We start from the raw sequence: 21,438 nt of genomic DNA on the forward strand, positions 1-21,438 counted from the left end.
GCCGTCCGCGGGGACGACCGGGGCCCGTTTCCGCCCGCTTCCGGAAGGTTCAGTTCTGGGAGATCCACTGACCGGTGCCGGAGTCGATCTTGGCGACCCCCTCGACCGCCTGGGCGCCGCCGCCGCCCCAGAGCTGGTCGCTGTCCGGCGGCACCTCGGCGGTGAACCCGCTCGTGGTCTCGGTCCACTCGCCGGGGCCGGTGTGCTGGTAGGTGGTCGTCTCGCCGTCGGGCGTGATGATCGTCTGCACGTCGGCCCGGCCGTCGCCGTCGACGTCGGTGAAGACCCGGGTGTTGCCCTGGTCGTCGGTCACGACCGCGCTGTCGGCGGTGCCGTCGTTGTCGCTGTCCACCGTCGCCGGGCCGACCTCGACCGTGCCGTCGGACATGTCCGCGGTGATCTCGCCGGCGCGGCCGGTCTCGGTGGCGTCCGGCTCGCCCGCCTCGGAGTCGTGGTCGGCCACCCAGTCGCCGGTGGTCTCGTCGTAGCGGGCCAGGTCCACGACGTTGCCCTCGGTGTCGGTGTGCACGTACTGGTCGGCGTGCCCGTCGTCGTCGGTGTCGACGTACGCGGTGATCGTGCCGTCGGCGTTGTCGAGGCGGACCGTCTCGTTGACCCCGTCGTGGTTGAGGTCCATGTTCTCTTCGGCCGTGTAGGTCTGCCCGTCGACCGTGATCTCCAGGTCACCGTCGGAGGTCGTGGCGTCGGTGGGCTCAACCCCGCCGGTCTCATCGATCCACACGCCGAACTCCCAAGTCTCGTACCACTACGGTCACACAGTTGGACTCACGTTATTCCCGTTCGGTTCCCCGGCACAACCGAGCACGTCAGCCCTGCTCACGCAGCGTCCGGATGCGCCCGAGCAGGGTCTCGGCGCGATCCCGGCCGTCGCCGACCTCCTTGAGCCTCCGGCTCACCGCGGCCAGCTTCTTCGCCCGCTCCTGCGCGCCCATCTTGATCGACTTGTCGACCTGCTTGAGCTCGGCCTCGATCGCGTCGATCCGGCGGGACAGGGCCTCGTCCAGCGCCAGCGACAACTGCTGCTCGGCCTCGATCAGCTGCTCGGCGACCAGCTGGTCGAGGATCGAGCGCGCCTCCGCGATCGACTCGACCAGCCACTGCTTGAGGTGCTGCTTGTCCGCGGCGTGCCGCCGGGTGCGGGCCATCCACCAGCCGGCGCCCAGGCCGACGACGATCGTCGCGGGCAGCACCACCGGGTTGAGCAGGGCGACCCCGGCCAGCGGCAGCGCGGCGATCTTGCCGGCGCCGACCCCGCCGGAGATGCCCATGAAGATCAGCAGCTTGTCCTCGGGTGTGGACGGTTTGCGGTCCGGCGGCCGCAGCACCACCTGCGGCCCGCCCGCGCGGAGGAACTGGGCGCGGATCACGTCCAGCTCCTCGGGCGCGAACAGCTCGGCGAGCGCGATCTCGGTGACCCGGTTCAGCCGCTGCGCCATGGTCGCCGACACGCGCTGGGAGATCATCTGCAGCGCCGCGTCCACCTGCTGCGGCAGCTGGGCCAGCTGGTCGCGCTTGGCGTTGTCGATCTGGGCGCGGAAGTAGGACTGGGCGTCGCGGACCTGCCTGCTGGTCTCGTGGCCGAGGTCGACCCGGGCGCGCTGGATCTCGCCGCGCAGCTTGAGCTGCCAGCCGCGGGTGGACGTCTTGCGCTCGGCCGCCAGCTCGTCACGGCGCTCGCGCAGCCGCTCGGCCTCGGCCTCGCCGGAGGACAGGGCCCGCTGCTCGGCCAGCAGACCGGCGTGCACCTCGCCGAGCGCGCTGGACAGGGCCCGCAGCGTGTTGGCCTCGCCGAGCATCGCGGACCGGCCGACGACGAGTTCCTGCAGCGCGGCCTGCAGTTCGATCACGCCGGACCGCTCGCGCAGCATCACCGCGGCCTGCTCGTTGGGCGCCTTCGCGGCCATCTCGAACATCCGCGCCGACACCGGGTGGAACACCGCGTCGGCGAATCGGGGCGCGTGCTCGGCCAGCAGCCGCCGGTCGGCCTCCAGCACCTCCCGCCAGCCGCGGAAGGCGTCCGTTTTGGACAGTGCGAACACGACGGTCTCCACGCGGCCGCCGACGCGGCGCAGGAACTCCAGCTCACCGGCGGTGAACGGGGCCGAGGCGTCGACGACGAACAACAGCGCGGTCGCGTTGGCCGCGGCCTCGGCGGCCAGCTCACCGTGCATCGAGTCGAGCCCGCCCACGCCCGGGGTATCGACCAGCGAGAGCCGCTCCAGGATCGGGACCGGGCCGGTGACCTCGACGTACCGCGGCGGCAGCTGGCCGTCGGGCAGCTCGTGCGTGGCCGACACCCAGCGGACCAGCTCGGGCAGCGGCACGGCAACCGGCGCGAGCTGACCGGGGTAGCAGGCCTGCGCGCCCCACTCCGGGGCGTGGTCGAAGACGAGGTAGCCGGCGGTGGCGACGTCGGCGTCCACCGGGGACAGGCCCGGGGTCGCCAGCAGGGCGTTGACCAGGGAACTCTTGCCGCGGTTGGTCTCGCCGACCACCACGACCTGCGGCTTCTTCGGCCGCGAACGGCGGACCTCCTCGACCCACCCCGCGGCTTTCGGATCGCTCTCGCGCAACAGGGCCAGCAGCGTTTCGCGGGCCTGCTTGACCTGGGTGGGCAGGGACGAAAGCGGCGGAGCGGTCACGAGCGGACCTTAGCGCTTCGTGTAGACCGTCACGACGGGCGCGCGCAGCAGGCGGCCGCCGTCGGTGAACCCGACCACCTCGGTCCCGGCGGCCACGCCGTCCAGCGCCGGGTCGTCGGTCTTGATCGCGCCACCGGCCTCGTGCACGGACGGGTCGAACCGCTGCCCGTCCGGCCGCACCGCCTCCACCCCGACGCGGGCCAGCCCTTGTTCGAGGCGCTCGACCACGCCTCCGCTGCGCGCCCGGTCCAGGGCGTAGAGGCAGAGCTGGATCAGCTCCTGCCGGTCGGCCCGCGCCTGTTCCAGCGCTTCCGGGCCGGCGGCGGCCAGATCGGATACACGGTTCACATCGGTGTTGGACGGGGGTTGCGCCGCTGTGGTTCCCTCGACCTCGTCGATGATTTTCGCCAGTTGCGCGCCGGGGATCTGCCCGGTCGGGGAGTCGTCCGCGGACCGGCGCCGGAACCAGGAAACCACGCTCGTCACCCCTCGGTCATCTCAGCTGCTGCCAGATGAGGAAGTACGCCCGGTGCACGACGTGCGCGACGCGGCTCTGCGCCGGCGTCGCGCCGAAGGACGCGAACGACCGCCACCAGCCGGCGCGTTCCAGCGCGTGCGCGGCCAGTTCCGGCCGGGACGCGCCGGGCAGGCCCAGCTGCTCGTCGATGTCGGCGTTGCTGCCCACCCGCAGGACCTCCTCGGCCAGGTCCTCGGGCATGTCGACGGCGCCGGCCACGACCAGGGTGAGCGCCTCCAGCAGCCGCAGCTGGTGCGCCTCGGGTTTGGCGAGCAGCACCTCGATGGCGTCGTGCACGCGTTGCCGCTCGGCCGGATCGCCGGAGGCGTGGGCCAGCGCGGTGACCGACGCGAGCGCGGCCGCGGCCTTGATCCCGTCGGCGCGGGCGGCGAAGACCGTGTTCAGGCGGGCGCGGACGGCGTCCAGCCCGGAGGCGGCGAGCAGCAGCCTGCGCAGCGCGCCCGCGGTGATCGTCTCGTCGGCGCGGATCGCGTCGATGGCGCGGCGGATGCCGTACAGGTCGAGCTTCTCCAGCAGCCGCAACCGGGTGCCGGCCGGGACCTCGCAGTCCCAGCTGGTGAAGATGTCGGCCGCCATCAGCATGGTCTCCCGCGTCGCGTCGTCCAGCGCGGCCAGCAGGCGCAGCGCGTCGGCGTCGGCGGAGGTGAAGTTGCCCGACTCGGCGGACTCGGCGATCAGCCCGATCACCGGCAGCACGTCGGCGACCCGCGGCTTGAGCAGCAGGCCCTGCTTCTCGGCGAGGATCGACGCGGCCCGCCACACGTCACCGCCGGACCCCTCGACGGACTCCGGCGGGATGGTGTCGGCCTTGTTCAGCACCGCGATCGCGTTGACCGGGCCCGCCTCGCGGCTGGCGGTGGCGGCGGTGAACGCGGCGAGCGCCTGCTGGTCGTCGGCGCGCACGCCCTGGGTCACGACGTAGAGGACGGCCTCGGCGCCGGCGACCGCGTTGCGTGAGGTCTCGTCCAGCTCGTCGCCGCCGTCCGCGGACTCCACGGCCTGGGCGGCGCCGAGTAGCTGCTCGGTGCGGGAGACCGACGCGGCGTCCAGCGAACCGAGGCCCGGGGTGTCGATCACGGTCATGTCCTGCAGGACCGCGCTGGTCAGGTACGCCTCGATGTGCGAGACCTTGCTGATGTCCACGCCCAGCTCGGCCGGGATCGACCCGTCCGGCGCGAACGGCAGCACCTGCTTGTGGCCGCCCGCGAACACGACCTCGATGCGGTCCACCGTGCCGTACTGGAAGCGGGTCACCAGGCGGGTGCACTCGCCCACGTCGGTCGGCGCGACCCGCCGCCCGATCAGCGCGTTGACCAGCGTCGACTTGCCGGATTTGATGCGCCCGGCGACCGCGACCTGCAGCGGCGCGCCCAGGCGGCGCAGCACCTCGGCGAACCCGGCGGCGGTGCGGGCGGAGACCTGCGGCTGCAGGCGGCGGCAGAGGTTGGCCACCGACACCGACAGCGGACCGGCCAGGCGGCCCTGATCCGTCGTCGCCGTCACGTCGCCCCCTCCCGGTGCCCTGCGGTTGTGCCCTCGAATCCTGCCATGACCTCGGTCCGAAGTCCCACGTCCGGTGATACCCCGGGATGACGCGGAGTGGACCGGCGCCGACCTAGGGTGAACGGTGTGCGGCGACTGAGCTTGTGGATGAGGGCGCACCCGATGGTCGGGGACGTCCTGCTCGCGCTGTTGCTGCTGCTCATGGACCTGCTGACACTGGTCGCGCAGGCGAACCGGTACACGGGGCCGGCGTGGTACGTCGCGCTCCCGCTGGACGTCGCGATGGTGGCCCCGGTGGCGTTCCGGCGCAAGTACCCGCAGGTCATGGCCTACGTGATCCTGGTGATGACGGTGCCGCACAGCGCGCTGCTACTGGGGTTCGGCAGCGCGACGGCGAGCTGTGTCGCGCTGTACACGATGGTCGTCTACGTCGGGCGGCGGCAGGCCGCGGTGTACCTGGTCGCGCAGGCCGTGGTCAGCCTGCTGCAGGTGTGGGCGGGCTGGTCACCGGGCGGCTGGCCGCCGCTGGTGTTCATCAGCCTGGTCTTCGCGCTGTGCTGGGTGCTCGGCGAGTTCGTCGGGGCGCGGCGGGCCTACCAGGCGGAGATGGAGGCGCGGCTGCACCTGCTGGAAACCGAGCGCGACCAGGCCGGGCGGATCGCGGTGGCCGAGGAGCGCGGGCGGATCGCACGGGAACTGCACGACGTGGTGGCGCACGCGGTGAGCGTGATCGTGGTGCAGGCCGACGGGGCGTCGTACGCGCTGCGGTCGAACCCGGAGCAGGCGGAGCGGGCGGTCCGCACGATTTCCGAGACGGGCCGGCAGGCGCTGACCGAGCTGCGGCGGCTGCTGCAGGTGCTGCGCAACGAAGAGGTGGACGGGGAGCCGCGGATCCCGCAGCCGACGGCGGAGTCGCTGGCGGACCTGGCGGAGCGGGTGCGGGCCGTGGGGGTGCCGGTGGAGCTGTCGATCGACGGCGAGCTGGCCGAACTGCCGGCCGGGGTGTCGCTCGGGGTGTACCGGATCGTGCAGGAGTCGCTGACGAACACGCTCAAGCACGCCGGGCCGGGGGCGCGGGCGCAGGTGCGGGTGCGGCGGACTGAGAACCTGGTGGACGTGGAGATCGTGGACGACGGGGCGGGCAAGGCACGGGCGCTGGTGCCCGAGCCGGACCTGCCGGGAGGCAACGGGGTGATCGGGATGCGCGAGCGGGCGCACCTGTTCGGCGGGATCCTGCGGGTGGGGCCGCGGCCCGGGGGCCGCTGGCGGGTGCACGCGAGCTTCCCGGTGAGGCTCGACCCGTGATCCGCGTGGTGGTCGTCGACGACCAGGAGCTGATGCGGGTCGGGTTCCGCATGGTGCTGGGCGCGCAGGAGGACATCGACCTGGTCGGCGAGGCCGGGAACGGGTCGGACGCGGTGTCGCTGGCCGGTTCGCTGCGGCCCGACGTGGTGCTGATGGACGTGCGGATGCCGGTGATGGACGGCGTCGAGGCGACGAAGCGGATCGTCGAGGCCGGCACGTCGCGGGTGCTGGTGATGACGACGTTCGACCTGGACGAGTACGTGTACGCGGCGCTGCAGAACGGGGCGAGCGGGTTCCTGCTGAAGGACACGCCGCCGGATCACCTGGTGTCGGCGTTGCGGTCGGTGGCGTCCGGGGACGCGGTGGTGTCGCCGTCGGTGACGCGGCGGCTGCTGGACCGGTTCATGAGCGGCGGCGGCCCCCCGCGCGACGAGGCCGAGCTGAACGTGCTGACCGAGCGGGAGCGCGAGGTGCTGGTGCTCATCGCGAAGGGCCTGTCCAATGTGGAGATCGCGGACAAGCTGTTCCTCTCGGAGGCGACGGTGAAGACGCACGTGGGCCGGATCCTGGCGAAGCTCGGGCTGCGGGACCGGGTGCAGGCGGTGGTGCTGGCGTACGAGACGGGCCTGATCCGGCCGGGCCAGACCTGAGGCGGAGCCGGAGCAGCGATCGCGGGCGGGAACTGCCTGCTCACGGCGCGCCGGTGAGCTGCTTGGCCTCGGCAGCTTCCCCCACCTGCGCCGGCCACCGATCGGCCCTGGGCGGCCGCCGGGGGGCTTGGCGAGCGCGTCAGCGGTAGGGCGCCGGGTCCACCTCCGCCGGGGTCTTGCCCGCCTTGTGCACCTCGGCGTACCAGCGGCCCCAGTCGGGGCGGGTGCCGTCCGTGTCGGTCACGCCGTATTCGTGCATGAGCGTCCACGAGGCGAGCGTCTTCCCCGCGAAGCGCGCCACCTCCGGGTCGGCCACCAGGGCGGCCACGCCGCGGGCCAGGTAGTACGGCGTCTCCGAGACCGCGAAGTCCGGGCCGCCCGCACCGGCCACCGCGTCGCGCCAGTTGGACTCCGTGACGCCGAAGAGGTCCAGCATCGCCTCCGAGCGCAGGAAACCGGGCGTGACCGACAGGCCGACGCAGCCCTTCCCGGCCAGCTCCGCGCCCAGCGCCCGGCCGAGCGCCCGCACCCCGCACTTCGCCAGGTAGTACGGGATGCCCGCGCCCACGTACTCGTCGTCGTCGCCGTCGGTCACCTCGATCACGATCCCGCCGGGGCGCCGCACGACCAGCGGCAGCAGCCGGTGCAGCGCGATCAGGTGCGTGTCCAGCGCGTTGTGCACCAGGGTCAGCGCGTCGTCCAGGCTGGACTCCCAGTACGGCCGCTCGAAGTCGACGAACGGGTCACCGCCCCACACGTCGTCGACCAGCACGTCCAGCCCGCCCGCCTCCGCCTCGACCCGGGACCGCAGCGCGTCCACGTCCGCGACCGACGTGAAGTCGCACCGCACCGGCACGCCCCGGCCGCCCGCCGCGTCGACCAGTTCGGCCGTCTCCTCGATCGTCTCCGACCGCTTCATCGGCGACGCCGACTCGCGCGTCGTACGTCCCGTGACGTACACCGTCGCGCCGCCGCGCCCCAGCTCCACCGCGATCGCGCGACCACATCCGCGGGTCGCCCCCGTCACGAGCACCGTCTTCGCCGTCATACCGGGACCATAACGCCCGACCCCGACAAAACCGGGTGCCGAAGCTCAGGGGCGATTCAGGGTCATCACCGATCGCGCGCGCCCGGAAATCACGGGAGGCTACTACCGCAGTCGGGTGGGAAGTTGCAACCACAGGATGACGCGCACGCGTACCCCGATCGGTCAGCATGAGAACCGCACGGGGAACACAGGCTTTGACCAGCAGGGGAGCAACCATGATCGAGGCACGCGGCCTCACGAAACGCTACGGCAAAACACTCGCCGTCAACGATCTGTCATTCGACGTCGCCCCCGGCGAGGTGACCGGTTTCCTCGGTCCCAACGGTGCCGGGAAATCGACCACCATGCGGATGATCCTGGGCCTGGACAATCCGACCAGCGGCCAGGTGACCATCGGCGGAAAACGTTACACGGAACTGAAGAATCCACTTCGGACGGTCGGCGCGCTGCTCGACGCCAAGTGGGTGCACCCGAACCGCTCGGCCCGCGCGCACCTGGCCTGGATGGCGAAGTCCAACCACCTGCCGATGCGCCGCGTGGACGAGGTGCTCGAAATCGTCGGCCTGACCAGCGTGGCCGGCAAGCGCGCGGGTGGCTTCTCGCTGGGCATGTCGCAGCGGCTGGGGATCGCCGCGGCCCTGCTCGGCGACCCGGAGGTGCTGCTGTTCGACGAGCCGGTCAACGGCCTCGACCCGGAGGGCATCCTCTGGATCCGCAAGTTCATGCACCGCCTGGCCGACGAGGGCCGCACCGTCTTCGTCTCCAGCCACCTGCTGTCGGAGATGGCGCTGACCGCCTCCAACCTCGTGGTCATCGGCAAGGGCAGGCTGATCTCGCAGAGCACCACGACGGAATTCGTCGCGCGGGCCAGCGAGAACACGGTCAAGGTGCGCAGCCCGCAGCTGGACCAGCTGCGCTCGCTGCTGCCGGCCGACAGCGCCACCGACACCGACACCGGCATCCTGGTGTCCGGTTTGGACAGCGAGAAGATCGGCGAGCTGGCCGCGGGCAACGGCATCGTGCTGCACGAGCTGAGCCCGCAGACGGGTTCGCTGGAGCAGGCGTTCATGCAGATCACGGGCGATTCCGTGGAGTACCACACCGGTCTGGCGACCGAGCACCGGCACGCTCTCGAGCCGGCGAACTAGGGGAGACGCGAACATCATGACTTTGCTTGCCGTGGAACGGATGAAACTGTTCACCACCCGATCGCCGTGGTGGTGCGCGCTGGTGGCGCTGGCCACCACGATCGGGTTCTCCGCCCTGATCGTCGGCAACGCCGACGACGGCGGCGAGTTCACCGCCACCGTCGCCTCGACCCAGTTCGGCTACAGCTTCGGCATGGCCGTGATCATGGTGCTGGCCGCGCTCGCGGTCACCACCGAGTACCGGTTCGGCACGATCCGCACGACCTTCCAGGCGGTGCCCAACCGCGCCGCCGCGCTGACCGCGAAGGCGACCGTGGTCGCGCTGGTCGCCCTGGTCATCGGTGAGCTGAGCGCGTTCGGCTCGTGGGCGCTGGCGCTGCTGCTCAAGCCGAACGCCCCGCTCGCGCTGGACACCGGCGCGGACTGGATCAACGTGGCCGGGGTCGGCGTGGTCTACGCGTTCGCCGCGGTGATCGCGGTGGCCGTGGGCATCCTGCTCCGCCACAGCGCCGGCGCGATCGCGCTGCTGCTGATCTACGCGCTCGCCGTCGAGGACCTGATCCGGATGATCCCGGGCGTCGGCGACGACATCTACCAGTGGCTGCCGTTCAACGTGGCGAACAAGTTCCTCACCGGCGACGGCTTGTCGAACGTGGGCCGCAACACCGATGCGGGCGCGCCGATGTCCACCGCCGTGCTGTCGCAGGGCGGGTCGCTGGCCTACTTCGCGGCGGTCGCCGTGGCGCTGCTCGCCATCGGGATCGGCACCGCGCGGCGACGCGACGCCTGACGAAGACCACCACAGGGAAGCTCCGGTGGGGACCGGAGCACGGGGAAGGAACGGCCCGGGCCACCGAATTCGGGGGGTGGCCCGGGCCTTCGCCGTTACCGCACGCGGCGACCGCGGGAAAGGTCGAATCGATTAATCGGATGAGGCCGTTACGACCGCTGGGTTAATTGCGCGTAAAGGGCCTGTGGTCAGGGTCACAGGAAGCGGACGCACTGCCTCTGACCAGGCACTCTGGAATTACCACGTCAGGCGACTCCACGGAGGTGACCCTTGACGGTGGATGTTGATGCCGAAATCGCCGCCCCGCGCACCGCTGCGTATCCGCCCGCTCTGGAACCGCTCGACGCGCTCGAGTGGTCGCAGGCCGTGGAGCTGCCCCGGATCGCGGCCACCGCGACCAGACCGGCCGAGATCCGGCGGGCGTGGATCCATCGCGCCGCCGAGGAGGAAGTGCTCGCGTTGTTCCGCGCGGTGAGCGCCCGGGGCGGGATGATCCCGGCGCCGTGGTGGCTGCGGGCCCTGGCGGAGGGCAGGCTGGACTCGCGGGCGACCGGTTTCCGCATCGAGGACCGGATCGCACAGCTGCTGTCCCGCCGCCCGGGCTGGGAGTACGTGCCGTGGGCCGCCGACGGCGAGTCCGGTTACTGGGAGTTCATGCCGTCGGAGAACGGCCGCTCCGGGCACAAGATCCCCACCACGATCCTCAACACGAGCCGCCACGACGGGTGGATCGACGTGTTGCCGGCGCACACGGGCAGCGCGCCGTCACCGATCGCGGTCGCCGGGGTCGGTGGCCTGCGGTCCCGCTTGGGGGAGTTCGAGGCCGTCCGCTGACGGCGGTTCCACAAGTAGCGGTGCCGCCTGCACCCGGCACCGCTAACCGCACCGCCAAGCAAGCCGTTCCCCCTGCGACAAGTAACTTGGGCGGGTGGAGAGCGAGCACCAACCCCGCCTGCGGAGTGTCGTCAGCTACGTGCAGCGTGGCGGCCGGATGACGGTCGGCCAGCAGCGTGCCTGGGAACGCCAGTGGGCGGACATCGGGCGCAAGGTGGCCGAGCTGCCGCCCGGTCCGATCGACTTCGCCGAGTGGTTCGGCCGCCCGGCGCCGGTACTGCTGGAGATCGGATCCGGCATGGGGGAGACCACCGCGCAGCTCGCGGCCGCCGAGCCGGAGGTCAACTACGTCGCCGTCGAGGTGTACGAGGCGGGTCTCGGGCAGCTGATGCTGCGTGCCGAACGGCTCGGCCTGGCGAACCTGCGCCTGCTGCACGGCGACGCGGTGGTCGCGCTGACCGAGCACATCGCGCCGGACTCGCTGTCCGGTGTGCGGATCTTCTTCCCCGACCCGTGGCCGAAGAAGCGCCACCACAAGCGCCGCCTGGTGCAGCCGGACTTCGTGAAGCTGGTCGCCTCGCGGCTCGCGCCGGGCGGGATCCTGCACCTGGCCACCGACTGGGAGCACTACGCCGAGCAGATGCTCGAGGTGTGCTCGGCCGAGCCCGCGTTGCGCAACCGGTTCGACGACTGGGCGCCGCGGCCGGGCTGGCGTCCGGTGACGAAGTTCGAGCAGCGGGCCGACCAGGAGGGCCGGATCAGCCGGGACCTGATCTTCGAACGCGTGGGCTGACCGGCCGCCCCTCCCCCGACGAAGGGGCGGCCGGACTTGCTCATTCGTCGGCCAGCGGTTCCGCGCGCACCCGGTTCAGGGCCGGCGTGCAGACCGACGCGGCGAGCACGGCCACGGCGAACCCGAGCACCACCGGCGCGGCCAGCCACGGGCTGATCACCGCCGAGGCGGCCCGGGATTCCTGAATGATCGAGAACAACCCGAGCCCGGCGATCATTCCCAGCACCCCGGATCCGATCGTGGCGACGAGCGCGGGCAGTGCGGCCTCCATCCGCAGCGCCCTGGCCAGCAGCCGGGTCGGCGTGCCGGCCGCCATCAGCGCCCCGAACGTGCGGCGGCGGTCCATCACCGATCCGGCGGTCGCGATCGCCGCGCTGCACCCGGCCAGGATCGCCGCGACCGTCACCCCGATGACCGTGACGCGGCGCAGGTCGTCCAGCTGGCTGCGCTGCTCGTCCAGGTACAGCTCCCGGCTGTACACGCTCTCCCCACCGGCCGCGCCGACCAGCGCGGTCCGCACCATCTCCCGGTCGGCTGGGGTGGTGTCGACGGCGATCCGCGCGTACTCCGACACGATCCCGGCCGGCATCACCGCCGGGTCGATCAGCACCGGCGCGTACCCGTCGTCGTCGGTCTGCACCATCGGCTTGACCGTGGTGCCCGGCGCGAACGGCACGCCAGGGGCTTCGTAGGTGCCGGACACCTGGAAGCCGCCCAGGTCCAGCTCGTGGGTGCTGTAGATCCCTGGCCCGGTGCAGGTGGCCGAGAGGCGGTAGAGCTTGATGCCGTCGGCGCAGGACACGACCACGCCCGAGTAGCTGGACCCGTTCACCGACTTCAGCGTCACCTGGGGCATCGACACCGCGCGGGCCGGCAGGTTGTAGCGCGCGAGCGTGGCGTTGGCCTGGCCGGTGATCGCGGCGGACCGCTCACCGTAGGCGTCCATCGACAGCACCGAGTCCCGGAACGTCCCGCCGCCGCCGGTCATCGCGTCGAAGCTGGGCATCAGCGTCAGCGCCATCGACCCGGTGAACACGGCGAGCACGACCCCGGCCGAGGCGCGGTAGGCGCCGCGCGGGTCGTTGCGCAGCGGCAGCCCGTCCAGCAGCGCGGACGGCCTGCGCCACCGGCTCACGAAGAACCCGCCGATCACCGCGGTGACGTACGGCCCGACCAGCATCGCCGAGGCGATCATCAGCCCGAGCCCGAGCAGGACCAGGTTGACGTCGTCGCCCTTCTCGATGGCGAAGAAGAAGAACAACGCCGTCGCGGGCAGCGAGAGCAGGCGCCACCACCGCAGCGGTTTCGGCGTGTGCTGCACGACCGCCCCCACCGGGTTGCTCACCACGCGCCGGTCCCCGAACACGGCGGCCAGCAGCACCAGCGCCGGCACGGCGACCATCACCAGCACGGTGAGCCCGAGCGGCACGCGGAAGTCCCCGGCCAGCCAGGTGCCGCCGTCCCACGGCACGAGCCGGGCCAGCGACCACAGCAGCGGGCTGATCGCCCAGCCGATCAACGCACCCGCGACCGCGGCGATCCCGGTTTCGGCCGCGGTGATCGACACGACCTGCCCCGGCGTCGCCCCCGCCAGCCGCAGGGCGGCCAGCCGCTGCTCCCGCCTGGCCGCGATCAGCCGCGCCGAGGAGGCCACCAGCACCAGGCTCGGCACCAGCAGCACCACGACACCGACCCCGGCCAGCAGGGTCAGCAGCTCGTCCACCCGCGCGTCGGAAGACGGGACGAACCCGGTCCGCTGGTTCGCGGTCACCGGCATCGTCTCCGGCGTGTGCCCGACGAGCGCGACGAGCTGGTCCGGGAACCGCAGGGCGTCCTCGCCGAGGGTGCCGACCACCTTGCCGGGGAACCGGTCGGCCAGTTGCGACGCCGGGATCCGGTGCATCGCCTGGAACAGCTCCGGCGACACCAGCACCTCACCCGGCGCCGGGAACTTCGGCACCCCGGCCGGCAAGCTCACCCCGCCGCCGAGCTGGGCCACGTCGACCCGGTCGATCTGCCTGCCGTCGAAGAAGTCGGTGCTGGTCGCGATCGACAGGGTCGGGGCGCCGTCAACACGCGAGCCGTACGCCTCCTGCCACACCGCGCGCTCGGCGCGGGCCTGCGTGGCGTAGGGCAGGCTCAGCAGCAGGAGCACCAGACCCGTGGCCACCGCGACCCCCACCGCGGTGAGCAGGGTGGCGGTCCGGGTCCGGCGGTCGGCCCGCAGCACCTTGAACGCCAGCTGGACCGGGCTCACGAAAGCACCCCCACCTGCTCCGCGATCCGCCCGTCCCGGATGGTCACCGTGCGCGGCAGCGACGCGGCCAGTTCCACGTCGTGCGTCACGATGACCACCGAGGTGCCCGCGTCCGAGGCCGCGGCCAGCAGGGCGTCCATGGTGTCCTTGCCGGTGCGGGTGTCCAGCGCGCCGGTCGGCTCGTCGGCGAAGATCACCTTCGGCCGGTGGGTGAGCGCGCGGGCGATCGCCACGCGCTGCGCCTGCCCGCCGGACAGCTCACCGGGGCGGGATCCCTCCCGGCCGCGCAGCCCGAGCCGGCCCAGCCACTCCCGCGCCGCGCCGATCGCCTCGCGGCGCTTGGCGCCCCCGAGCAGCATCGGCAGCGCCACGTTCTCCTCGGCGGACAGTTCGGCGACCAGCATTCCCTGCTGGAACACGAACCCGAACTCGGTGCGCCGCAGCTCGCTGCGCTTGGTTTCGGACAGCTGCTCGATGCGCTGACCGTTCAGCGTGATCTCGCCGCCGTCCGGCCGCAGGATCCCGGCCAGCACGTGCAGCAGCGACGTCTTGCCCGATCCGGACGGGCCGACGACCGCGAGCGCCTCCCCGGCGTGGATGTCGATGTCCACCCCGGCCAGCGCGACCTGCTCGCCGTACCGCTTGACGAGCCCCCGCCCGGACAGCACGACGCTCCCTTGTGGAGTCATGAACGTATCCCCTTTCGGTGTTCCCGCACAGCAGGTTCACAGGCCGGGCGGGGTGCCCGGATCGGCCGATCGGCCGATCCGGGGTGGCCGGGCGGCCAAGGTGCGTGAGCTCGCCCAGCCGCTACCGTTCGGTTGTGCCGTTCTCCGATCGCGTCACCTCGGCCTGGCGATGGCTGGGGCTCGAAGGCGTTCTGCTGGTCGCCGCCTTCCTGTGCGATCTGGCCGTCGTGCTGCCGGCCAGTGTGGACTCGGTCGGGCCACACGGCCGTGACCTCCTGCTGCTGCCCGGGATGATCGCGCTGGGCGCGTGCGCGCTGTGGGCGCGGACCCGGCCCGCGGTCGCCGTGTTCGCCGGTGCGGCGACGCTGTTCGCCTCGACGTTCCTGATCCGGGAGACCGACGCGGCGGCCTACACCACGCTGCTGAGCAACGTGTCGCTGAGCGAGACCGTCGCCGGGCTGGAGCTGGTGTTCTTCTGCGTCCGCCGGGTGCGGTGGGCGGAGTCGGTCGTCGGCACCGGCACGCTGGTGCTCGCCGGGTTGTTCGCGGCCGGCTACCGCAACGGCTCGGACGACCGCGGGATGGGCGAGACGCTGCTGCTCGGGATGGTGCTGCTGGTCGCCGCGGTGCTGGCCGGGCTGCACTTCCGGCGCGGCCAGGCCCCGCGCAAGGAGAGCCCGGCGCGCGACCTGGTGCGCGAGCAGTGGCCGCTGATCGGCGGGCTCAGCCTGCCCGTGTTCCTGGAGCTGTACCAGCTGCTGGACGGCGGCATCCGCGCGCTGCCCGCGCTGATCTGCTCGCTGGCCGCGGCCGCCATGACCGTGTACGCGACCCGGCGTCCGCTGCCCGCGGCGCTGCTGCTCGCCGGGATCATCTTCGCCACGTCGGCGGCGCTGTGGGTCGCGCCGTGGCAGTACCAGCTGGGCTACGGCGCGCTGCCGTTCACCGAGATCGTCGCCGGGATCATCGTCGTGGTCCTGCTGGTCCGGTCGGTCGAGCCGAAGCGGGCGTGGGGCGCGATCACGCTGATGTCGGCCGGGGTCGCGTTCACCACGCTGACGAACCTGGCCAGTGGCCGCGGCCGGATGACCATGGCCGACCTGCGGGACGTCGTCATCGCCGCGGTGCTCGTGCTGGGCATCTCGGTGGCCGGCGGGCTGTACCTCCGGGCGCGCGACTCCGAGCGGCGCAAGGTGGTCGAGGCCGCGGTCGCCGACGCGCAGAACTCCGAGCGGATGGCGCTGGCGCGGGAACTGCACGACCTGGTGGCGCACCACGTCACCGGCATCATCGTGCAGGCGCAGGCGGCGAAGGTGATCGCCGACCAGAACCCGAAGGTCGCGCTGGAGGTCATCGAACGCATCGAGGCCGCGGGCACCGAGGCGATGACCGCGATGCGTCGGCTGGTGGGCAGCATGCGCGCGGGCGCGGACGCGGTCACCGACCAGGCCACCATGGACCTGGACGCGGACCTGCGGCGGCTGGTGGAGTCCGGGCACCACGGGGTCCCGGTCGAGGCGGACGTGCGGGTGCCCGCGGACCTGCCGCAGGAGGTGGCGCGGTCGGCGCTGCGGCTGGTCCAGGAGTCGCTGACGAACATCGGCAAGCACGCGGCCGGCGCGACGCGGGCGTGCCTGCTGGCCGAGGTCCGCGGCGGCGAACTGCACATCCGGGTGGCCGACGACGGCCGCCAGGTGGCGGCACGGCCGGCCGGCGGATCGGGGGGATACGGTCTGATCGGGATGCGCGAGCGGGTCGAGCTGCTGCACGGCCGGCTCACCGCGGGCCCGGCACCGGACGGGGGCTGGGTGGTGGAGGCGTGGTTGCCGGTGGAGGAAGAAGCTTGATTCGCGTACTGATCGCCGACGACCAGAGCATGGTGCGGATGGGGTTCCGGATGATCCTCGACGCGCAGGACGACATCGAGGTGGTCGCCGACGTCGAGGACGGCGTGTCGGCGGTGACGAAGGCGCGCGAGCTGCGGCCGGACGTGTGCCTGCTGGACATCCGGATGCCCGGGCTGGACGGGCTGGAGGTGACGCGCCGGCTGGCCGGGCCGGACGTGGCCGAACCGCTGAAGGTGGTCGTGGTGACCACGTTCGACCTCGACGAGTACGTGCACACGGCGCTGCGCAACGGCGCGAGCGGCTTCCTGCTCAAGGACGCCGGCCCGGCGCTGCTGATCGAGGCGATCCGGGCCGCCCACCGCGGGGACGCGCTGGTGTCGCCGCAGGTGACGGTGCGGCTGCTGAAGCACTTCGAAGGCGCGTCCGCCCGGCGGTCGGCGCAGCCGCCGAAGGAACCGCTGACCGCGCGTGAGCTGGACGTGGTCAAGGCGGCGGCGCGGGGCCTGACGAACACCGAGATCGGCGCCGAGCTGTACATGTCCCTGTCCACGGTGAAAACGCACCTGGCCGCGGTGCAGGGCAAGGTCGGGGCACGCAACCGCGTCGAGGTCGCGGCCTGGGCGTGGCGCAGCGGGTTGATGGACTAGCCGCGCAGGGTGCAGGCTTTGCGACCATGAAGCGCAGTGCGGCGCTGGTGGCCGCGGTCGTCGTGACAACCGGTCTCACCGCCTGCTCGACCACGGTCAGCGGCAGGCCGACGCCGGCGCCGCGCACCACGAGTGAGGCGCCCACCCCGCTGGACGCGCTGAACGCGTGCACCCTGCTCGACCAGTTGCTCGCGGGGCAGGGGTTCACGCCAGGGCAGCGGATCGGCGTCCGGAACGAGTGCGGCGCGACCAAACCCGGTTACGGCAGCGTGAGCATCGCGCTGGATCCGGAGCGCGCGGACCCCCCGGGGACACCGTTCGACGTCAACGGCCGGAAGGCGCTGATCGGCCAGTTCACCGGCCCCGGGACGTGCGAGGTCGTGCTCGTCGTGACCGAACACGCCCGCGCCTCGGCGACCGTCGTGTTGCTCTCCGGCGATCTGCAGGACGAAGCGTGCGCCGCGGCGGAAGACCTGGCGACGAGCCTGGAACCGCTGCTGCCGCGGTGACTCACTGCGCCGTCCAGCCGCCGTCCACGGGGAGCAGGGCGCCGGTGATGAAGCTCGCCGCGTCGGAGGCCAGGAACGCGACCGCTTCGGCGACCTCGCCGGGGTGGCCGATGCGGCCGATCGGGTGGGCCGGGCCGAACGAGGCGAGCATCTCGCGACCGTTGTCGACCACGCCGTCCATGATGTCGGTGTCGATGACGCCCGGCAGGACGGCGTTCGAGCGGATGCCGGCCGGCCCGCCTTCGATCGCCAGCACGCGGGTCATCTGGGCCAGCGCGCCCTTCGACGCAGCGTAGGCGGTCTGCGTCTCGAACGCGACCACCGACGACACCGACGCGATCGAGACGATCGAGCCGCCGCCCGCGGCCGCCATCACCCGGAACGCCTCCCGCGCCTGCACGAAGTTCCCGCGCGCGTTGACCCGCAGGATCGCCTCGAAGTCGGCCACGCTGGTCTCGGTGATCGGCTTGTTCAGCGTCCGGCCGGCGTTGTTCACCAGCACGTCCAGCCGGCCGAACCGCTCCACCGCCAGCCGCATCGTCGCGCGGGCCAGCTCCTCGTCGGTGAGGTCGCCGGTCAGCACGGCCACGTCGTCGGCGGCCAGGTCGCGCACCGAATCCCGCAGGTCGGTGACGACGAGGCGGGCGCCCCGCGCCCGCAGCAGTTCGGCGCAGGCACGGCCGATGCCGCGGGCGGCACCGGTGACGACGGCGACCCGTCCGGTGAGATCCAGTTTGTTCATGCTCCCGACGGTGGCCCCGACCGGCCGGGACGTGGCAGGGCGCGGTCTTCCTGGGAGCGCTGCACCCAGGTAGCGCCGCCGCGACCGGCTTACGATCGCGGTATGGCACGGTCCGAACTCGGCGAGTTCCTCATCGCCCGGCGGTCCCAGGTGCGCCCGGACGAGGTCAACCTCCCCAGCACCGGGCAGCGCCGGGTGCCCGGTCTGCGCCGCGAGGAGGTGGCGTTGCTGGCCGGCGTCAGCGTCGACTACTACGTGCGCCTGGAACAGGGCCGCGAGCGCACCCCGTCGGCGCAGGTGGTCGACGCGCTGGCGGCCGCGCTCCGCCTCGCCGAGGACGGCCGCGAGCACCTGTTCCGCCTCGCCGGGCTCAGCCCCCGCACCCGGCTCACCGCGGTGCCCGCCCGGGTCGATCCGAGCCTGCTGCAGCTGATGAGCGCCTGGCCGGACAACCCCGCGATCGTCTACAACCTCGCCTACGACGTGCTCGCCTCCAACGCCATCGCCGACGCGCTCTTCCACGACTGGGCCCATTCGCGCAACCTGATGCACGTCGTGTTCACCGACCCGGCGGCGCGCACGTTCTACCGGGACTGGCACGAGGTCGCACGCAACTCGGTCGCCGGTTTCCGGCTCGGCTACGGCAAGAACCCGGACGACCCGCGGGTCCGGCAGGTCCTCGCCGAGCTGCTGGAGCGCAGTCCCGAGTTCGCCGCGATGTGGACCGATCACGACGCGCGTGGCAAGAGCCTGGCGCACAAGGAGTTCGTGCACCGCGAGGTCGGCCCGCTGACGCTGACCATGCAGACCTTCGACGTGCGGTCCAGTCCGGGGCAGGAGCTGGTGGTCTACCACGCCGAACCGGGCTCGCCGAGCAGCGAGGCGCTCGCCCTGCTCGGGTCGCTCGCCGCGACCTCCCGGCGCGCGACCTAGAATCCCAGGATGCCGCATCGTTTTCGCGCCCCCGTCGTCCTGCCCTGCGATCCGGACTGCTCCGTCATCCGCGACGCCGCGGTCGGCGTCGGCGACGACGGGCGGATCGCGTTCTGCGGTTCCGCCGCCGAAGCACCCGGCGATCTGCCGTCCACCCACCTGACCGGGATCCTGCTGCCCGGCCTGATCAACGCGCACGCGCACAGCCCGATGACGCTGCTGCGCGGCATGGGCGGGGACCTGCCGCTGCTGCGCTGGCTGCACGAGATCATCTGGCCGGCCGAGGCGAAGCTGCGGGCCGAGGACGTGCGCGCCGGGATGCTGCTCGGGTCGGTGGAGATGCTCCGGCACGGGGTGACGACCAGCGCGGAGATGTACTTCTACGCCGAGCAGATGGCCGAGGCGGTGCTGGAGACCGGGGCGCGGGCGGTGCTCGGCGGGCCGATCATCGACCTGCCCGGCGTCGACTGGCGGCGCATGATCGAGGTGACGGACCGCTGGATCGACACCGACGGCCTGCGGTTCGGCCCGGGTGAGCGGATCGAGTTGTCGTACGCGGCGCATTCGGCGTACATGCTGCCGGTCGAGGCGCTGCGGAAGGTGACCGAGTCGGCGGCGGCGCGGGGCGCGCGGGCGGCGATCCACGTCGCCGAGGCGGCGGACGAGGACGCCCGGCAGCGCGCGGAGTTCGGTTCGGTGCCGCGGCTGCTGGAGGAGATCGGCATGTTGCGCGGGCGGGTGCTCGCCGCGCACGCGGTGCATCTGTCCGATGAGGACATCGCGTTGTTCGCGGCGCGCGGGACCGGGGTGGCGCACTGCCCGGGGTCGAACGCGAAGCTGGCGTCGGGGATCGCGCGGCTGACGGACCTGCGGGCGGCCGCGGTGGCGGTCGGGCTCGGCACGGACGGCCCGGCCAGCAACGACGACCTCGACCTGTGGGAGGAGGTCCAGCTGTCGGCGATGCTGGCCCGGCTGTCCACGAAGGACTCGACCGCGCTGCGGGCGAAGGACGCGCTGCTGCTGGCCACCCGCGGCGGCGCGGACGCACTGGGCCGCGACGACCTGGGCGCGCTGGAGCCCGGCCGCTGGGCCGACTTCGTGCACGTCGACCCGGACGGCCCGGCGTTCGCGACCGGCCTGGACGAGCCGGACGAGCAGGTGATCTCGAACCTGGTGTGGGCGTCGGGCTCCCGGCAGGTGCGGGACGTGTGGGTGGCCGGCGACCAGGTGGTCACCGACGGCGAGCCGGTGCGGGTCGAGCGGAGCAAGGCACAATCCGCCGCGCGCGACTCCGCCGCGCGGCTGCGGGCCTAGCGGACGGGGTCAGCCGGCGAGCCGGTTGCGGGCCTGACCGGACTGGGCCAGCCAGCGAGCCGGTTGCGGGCCTTGCCCACGCTGGACCAGCCGGCGAGCCGGCCGGTTGCGGGCCTAGCGGACCCGGCCGCGGCTGGCGGCCGCCCGGCTGACCGGGACGACACGCGGAGCGGGCTCGCCGGTTCGCTTTGCGACCGCACTGCCGCTTCGCGCGACCGGGGCGGCCGTCGGCGACCCGCGCCACGGCCCGGCGCGCCGCCACCCGAGCGGCCAGCCGGCGAGCAGGCTCGGCCCCGTCCCCGGAGCGCGGCGCCACCGCCCGCCGCGCGCGACTCCGCCGCGCGGCTGCGGGCCTGACCGGGCCGGGCCAGCCGGCAGGCGGGCCGGGCGGTGCGCGCCACGCCCGGCGCCGCACCGCCGTCAGCGGAACAGCTCCGCGTGGGCCACCGCCCACTCGGCGAACCGCATCCCCGGGCGGCCCAGCACGCGGGACACCGTGGGCGAAGCCGGCTGCGGATCCCTGGCCAGTTCCGCGCATCCGTCCAGGTACCAGGCGGCGCTGTCCGCGCCCATCACCGCCGACAGCTCGGCCAGCGCCTCCGCGTGCGAGACCTCCACCAGCGGGATCTCCCGCCCCAGCGCCTGCCCGATCTGCGCCACGAGCTCGGCGCGGGTGAGCGTCTCCGGCCCGGTCAGCCCGTACGCCACGTGCTCGTGGCCGTCCTCCAGCAGGGCCTTCGCCGCGACGGCCGCGATGTCCTCCAGCGCGATCGGCGCGTTCGCCGCCCGCGGGTACGCCTCGCGCACCTCGCCCCGGTCGCGGATCTGCTCCGCCCAGACCGTCGTGTTCGTCATGAACTCGCCCGCCTCCAGGTGGGTCCACGGGATGCCGGACTGCTCGACCGCCTTCTCGATGTCGTACCACCAGCTGCCCTCGGGACCGGCGAGGTCGACGATCCGCGCCAGCCCGGCCTCCCGGGCGAGCGCGGTCACCTCCCGCACCGTCTTCGTCAGCGGCGCCAGGTACATCCGGTCCACGCCCGCCAGCGCGCGGGGCAGCGTCTCGACGCGGCCGAGGTAACCCTCGACCACCTCCACCTCGGGTGGCAGGGCCGCCCGGGCCGGGTCCGTGGTCAGCGCCCGCACCTGCGTCGCTCCCGCGGCGAGCAGCTGATCGACCACCAGCCGGCCCACGTTGCCCGTCGCGCCCGTCACCAGTATCCGCATG

The 21,438-nt window shown here is 72.8% G+C and carries 20 protein-coding genes; 11 read left to right on the top strand and 9 right to left on the bottom strand.

The annotated features are described in order from the left end of the window. Positions 1 to 49: 49 nt before the first annotated feature. The 4 genes from D0D28_RS08620 to D0D28_RS08635 all read right to left on the bottom strand — a co-directional run bounded on the left by D0D28_RS08620 (position 50) and on the right by D0D28_RS08635 (position 4,704). A complete protein-coding gene (locus D0D28_RS08620; protein ID WP_094003225.1) occupies positions 50 to 742 on the bottom strand; it encodes a DUF6802 family protein in 693 nt (230 codons plus the stop codon). A gap of 85 nt (positions 743 to 827) precedes the next feature. Next, positions 828 to 2,663: a dynamin family protein gene (locus tag D0D28_RS08625; RefSeq protein ID WP_094003226.1), complete on the bottom strand. Its 1,836-nt coding sequence runs from the start codon at positions 2,661 to 2,663 to the stop codon at positions 828 to 830. A gap of 9 nt (positions 2,664 to 2,672) precedes the next feature. Beyond that, positions 2,673 to 3,149 carry a nucleotide exchange factor GrpE gene (locus tag D0D28_RS08630; RefSeq protein WP_116110280.1) on the bottom strand — a complete coding sequence of 159 codons (477 nt, stop codon included), beginning with the start codon at positions 3,147 to 3,149 and terminating at the stop codon, positions 2,673 to 2,675. Positions 3,150 to 3,156: 7 nt separating this feature from the next. Continuing rightward, positions 3,157 to 4,704 (bottom strand): dynamin family protein, encoded by a 1,548-nt coding sequence (locus D0D28_RS08635; RefSeq protein WP_116110281.1) that lies wholly within the window; start codon positions 4,702 to 4,704, stop codon positions 3,157 to 3,159. 147 nt (positions 4,705 to 4,851) lie between these two features. Between D0D28_RS08635 and D0D28_RS08640 the strand changes: the two genes are divergently transcribed. Continuing rightward, positions 4,852 to 6,009, top strand: coding sequence for a sensor histidine kinase (locus D0D28_RS08640; RefSeq protein ID WP_430732358.1), 1,158 nt, complete (start codon positions 4,852 to 4,854; stop codon positions 6,007 to 6,009). Beyond that, the gene (locus D0D28_RS08645) at positions 6,006 to 6,659 is read left to right on the top strand and encodes a response regulator (protein ID WP_116110283.1); all 654 of its coding nucleotides are present in this window, start codon (positions 6,006 to 6,008) and stop codon (positions 6,657 to 6,659) included. Before D0D28_RS08640 ends, D0D28_RS08645 begins: the two co-directional genes overlap by 4 nt. A 139-nt stretch (positions 6,660 to 6,798) precedes the next feature. Here D0D28_RS08645 and D0D28_RS08650 read toward each other — a convergent pair whose 3' ends face one another. Continuing rightward, a complete protein-coding gene (locus tag D0D28_RS08650; RefSeq protein ID WP_094003230.1) occupies positions 6,799 to 7,707 on the bottom strand; it encodes an SDR family oxidoreductase in 909 nt (302 codons plus the stop codon). A gap of 215 nt (positions 7,708 to 7,922) precedes the next feature. On the opposite strand from D0D28_RS08650, the gene D0D28_RS08655 reads away from it, so the two are divergent. From D0D28_RS08655 to trmB, 4 genes are all read left to right on the top strand, one after another. Beyond that, positions 7,923 to 8,855: an ABC transporter ATP-binding protein gene (locus D0D28_RS08655; protein ID WP_116110284.1), complete on the top strand. Its 933-nt coding sequence runs from the start codon at positions 7,923 to 7,925 to the stop codon at positions 8,853 to 8,855. A gap of 16 nt (positions 8,856 to 8,871) precedes the next feature. Then, positions 8,872 to 9,645, top strand: a complete 774-nt coding sequence (locus D0D28_RS08660; protein WP_116110285.1) for an ABC transporter permease — start codon at positions 8,872 to 8,874, stop codon at positions 9,643 to 9,645. Positions 9,646 to 9,915: 270 nt separating this feature from the next. Then, positions 9,916 to 10,479, top strand: coding sequence for a hypothetical protein (locus D0D28_RS08665; protein WP_116110286.1), 564 nt, complete (start codon positions 9,916 to 9,918; stop codon positions 10,477 to 10,479). A gap of 94 nt (positions 10,480 to 10,573) precedes the next feature. Beyond that, complete coding sequence (gene trmB / locus D0D28_RS08670; protein ID WP_094003234.1) at positions 10,574 to 11,272, top strand: tRNA (guanosine(46)-N7)-methyltransferase TrmB; 699 nt, start codon at positions 10,574 to 10,576, stop codon at positions 11,270 to 11,272. A gap of 40 nt (positions 11,273 to 11,312) precedes the next feature. Here trmB and D0D28_RS08675 read toward each other — a convergent pair whose 3' ends face one another. Continuing rightward, positions 11,313 to 13,529, bottom strand: a complete 2,217-nt coding sequence (locus tag D0D28_RS08675; RefSeq protein ID WP_116110287.1) for an FtsX-like permease family protein — start codon at positions 13,527 to 13,529, stop codon at positions 11,313 to 11,315. Further along, positions 13,526 to 14,218, bottom strand: coding sequence for an ABC transporter ATP-binding protein (locus tag D0D28_RS08680; protein ID WP_094003236.1), 693 nt, complete (start codon positions 14,216 to 14,218; stop codon positions 13,526 to 13,528). Before D0D28_RS08680 ends, D0D28_RS08675 begins: the two co-directional genes overlap by 4 nt. Before the next feature lie 134 nt (positions 14,219 to 14,352). On the opposite strand from D0D28_RS08680, the gene D0D28_RS08685 reads away from it, so the two are divergent. The 3 genes from D0D28_RS08685 to D0D28_RS08695 are packed head-to-tail and all read left to right on the top strand — an operon-like array spanning position 14,353 to position 17,221. Continuing rightward, a complete protein-coding gene (locus D0D28_RS08685) occupies positions 14,353 to 16,065 on the top strand; it encodes a sensor histidine kinase (protein WP_094003237.1) in 1,713 nt (570 codons plus the stop codon). After that, complete coding sequence (locus tag D0D28_RS08690) at positions 16,062 to 16,712, top strand: response regulator (RefSeq protein ID WP_094003238.1); 651 nt, start codon at positions 16,062 to 16,064, stop codon at positions 16,710 to 16,712. Before D0D28_RS08685 ends, D0D28_RS08690 begins: the two co-directional genes overlap by 4 nt. A gap of 26 nt (positions 16,713 to 16,738) precedes the next feature. Further along, on the top strand, positions 16,739 to 17,221 hold the full coding sequence (locus tag D0D28_RS08695) for a DUF3558 domain-containing protein (protein WP_094003239.1): 483 nt from the start codon (positions 16,739 to 16,741) through the stop codon (positions 17,219 to 17,221). A gap of 1 nt (position 17,222) precedes the next feature. Here D0D28_RS08695 and D0D28_RS08700 read toward each other — a convergent pair whose 3' ends face one another. After that, on the bottom strand, positions 17,223 to 17,963 hold the full coding sequence (locus D0D28_RS08700; protein WP_116110288.1) for an SDR family NAD(P)-dependent oxidoreductase: 741 nt from the start codon (positions 17,961 to 17,963) through the stop codon (positions 17,223 to 17,225). A 102-nt stretch (positions 17,964 to 18,065) separates the two neighbouring features. On the opposite strand from D0D28_RS08700, the gene D0D28_RS08705 reads away from it, so the two are divergent. Next, on the top strand, positions 18,066 to 18,896 hold the full coding sequence (locus tag D0D28_RS08705; protein WP_094003241.1) for a helix-turn-helix domain-containing protein: 831 nt from the start codon (positions 18,066 to 18,068) through the stop codon (positions 18,894 to 18,896). A gap of 9 nt (positions 18,897 to 18,905) precedes the next feature. Next, on the top strand, positions 18,906 to 20,210 hold the full coding sequence (locus D0D28_RS08710; RefSeq protein WP_116110289.1) for an amidohydrolase family protein: 1,305 nt from the start codon (positions 18,906 to 18,908) through the stop codon (positions 20,208 to 20,210). Between the two features lie 420 nt (positions 20,211 to 20,630). Here the strand turns inward: D0D28_RS08710 and D0D28_RS08715 are convergent, their stop codons facing one another. Further along, a complete protein-coding gene (locus D0D28_RS08715) occupies positions 20,631 to 21,437 on the bottom strand; it encodes an NAD(P)H-binding protein (protein ID WP_116110290.1) in 807 nt (268 codons plus the stop codon). Between the last annotated feature and the right edge of the window lies 1 nt (position 21,438).

The sequence above is a fragment of the Amycolatopsis ruanii genome, from assembly GCF_003385175.1.
Taxonomy (GTDB): Bacteria; Actinomycetota; Actinomycetes; order Mycobacteriales; family Pseudonocardiaceae; genus Amycolatopsis_E; species Amycolatopsis_E thermalba.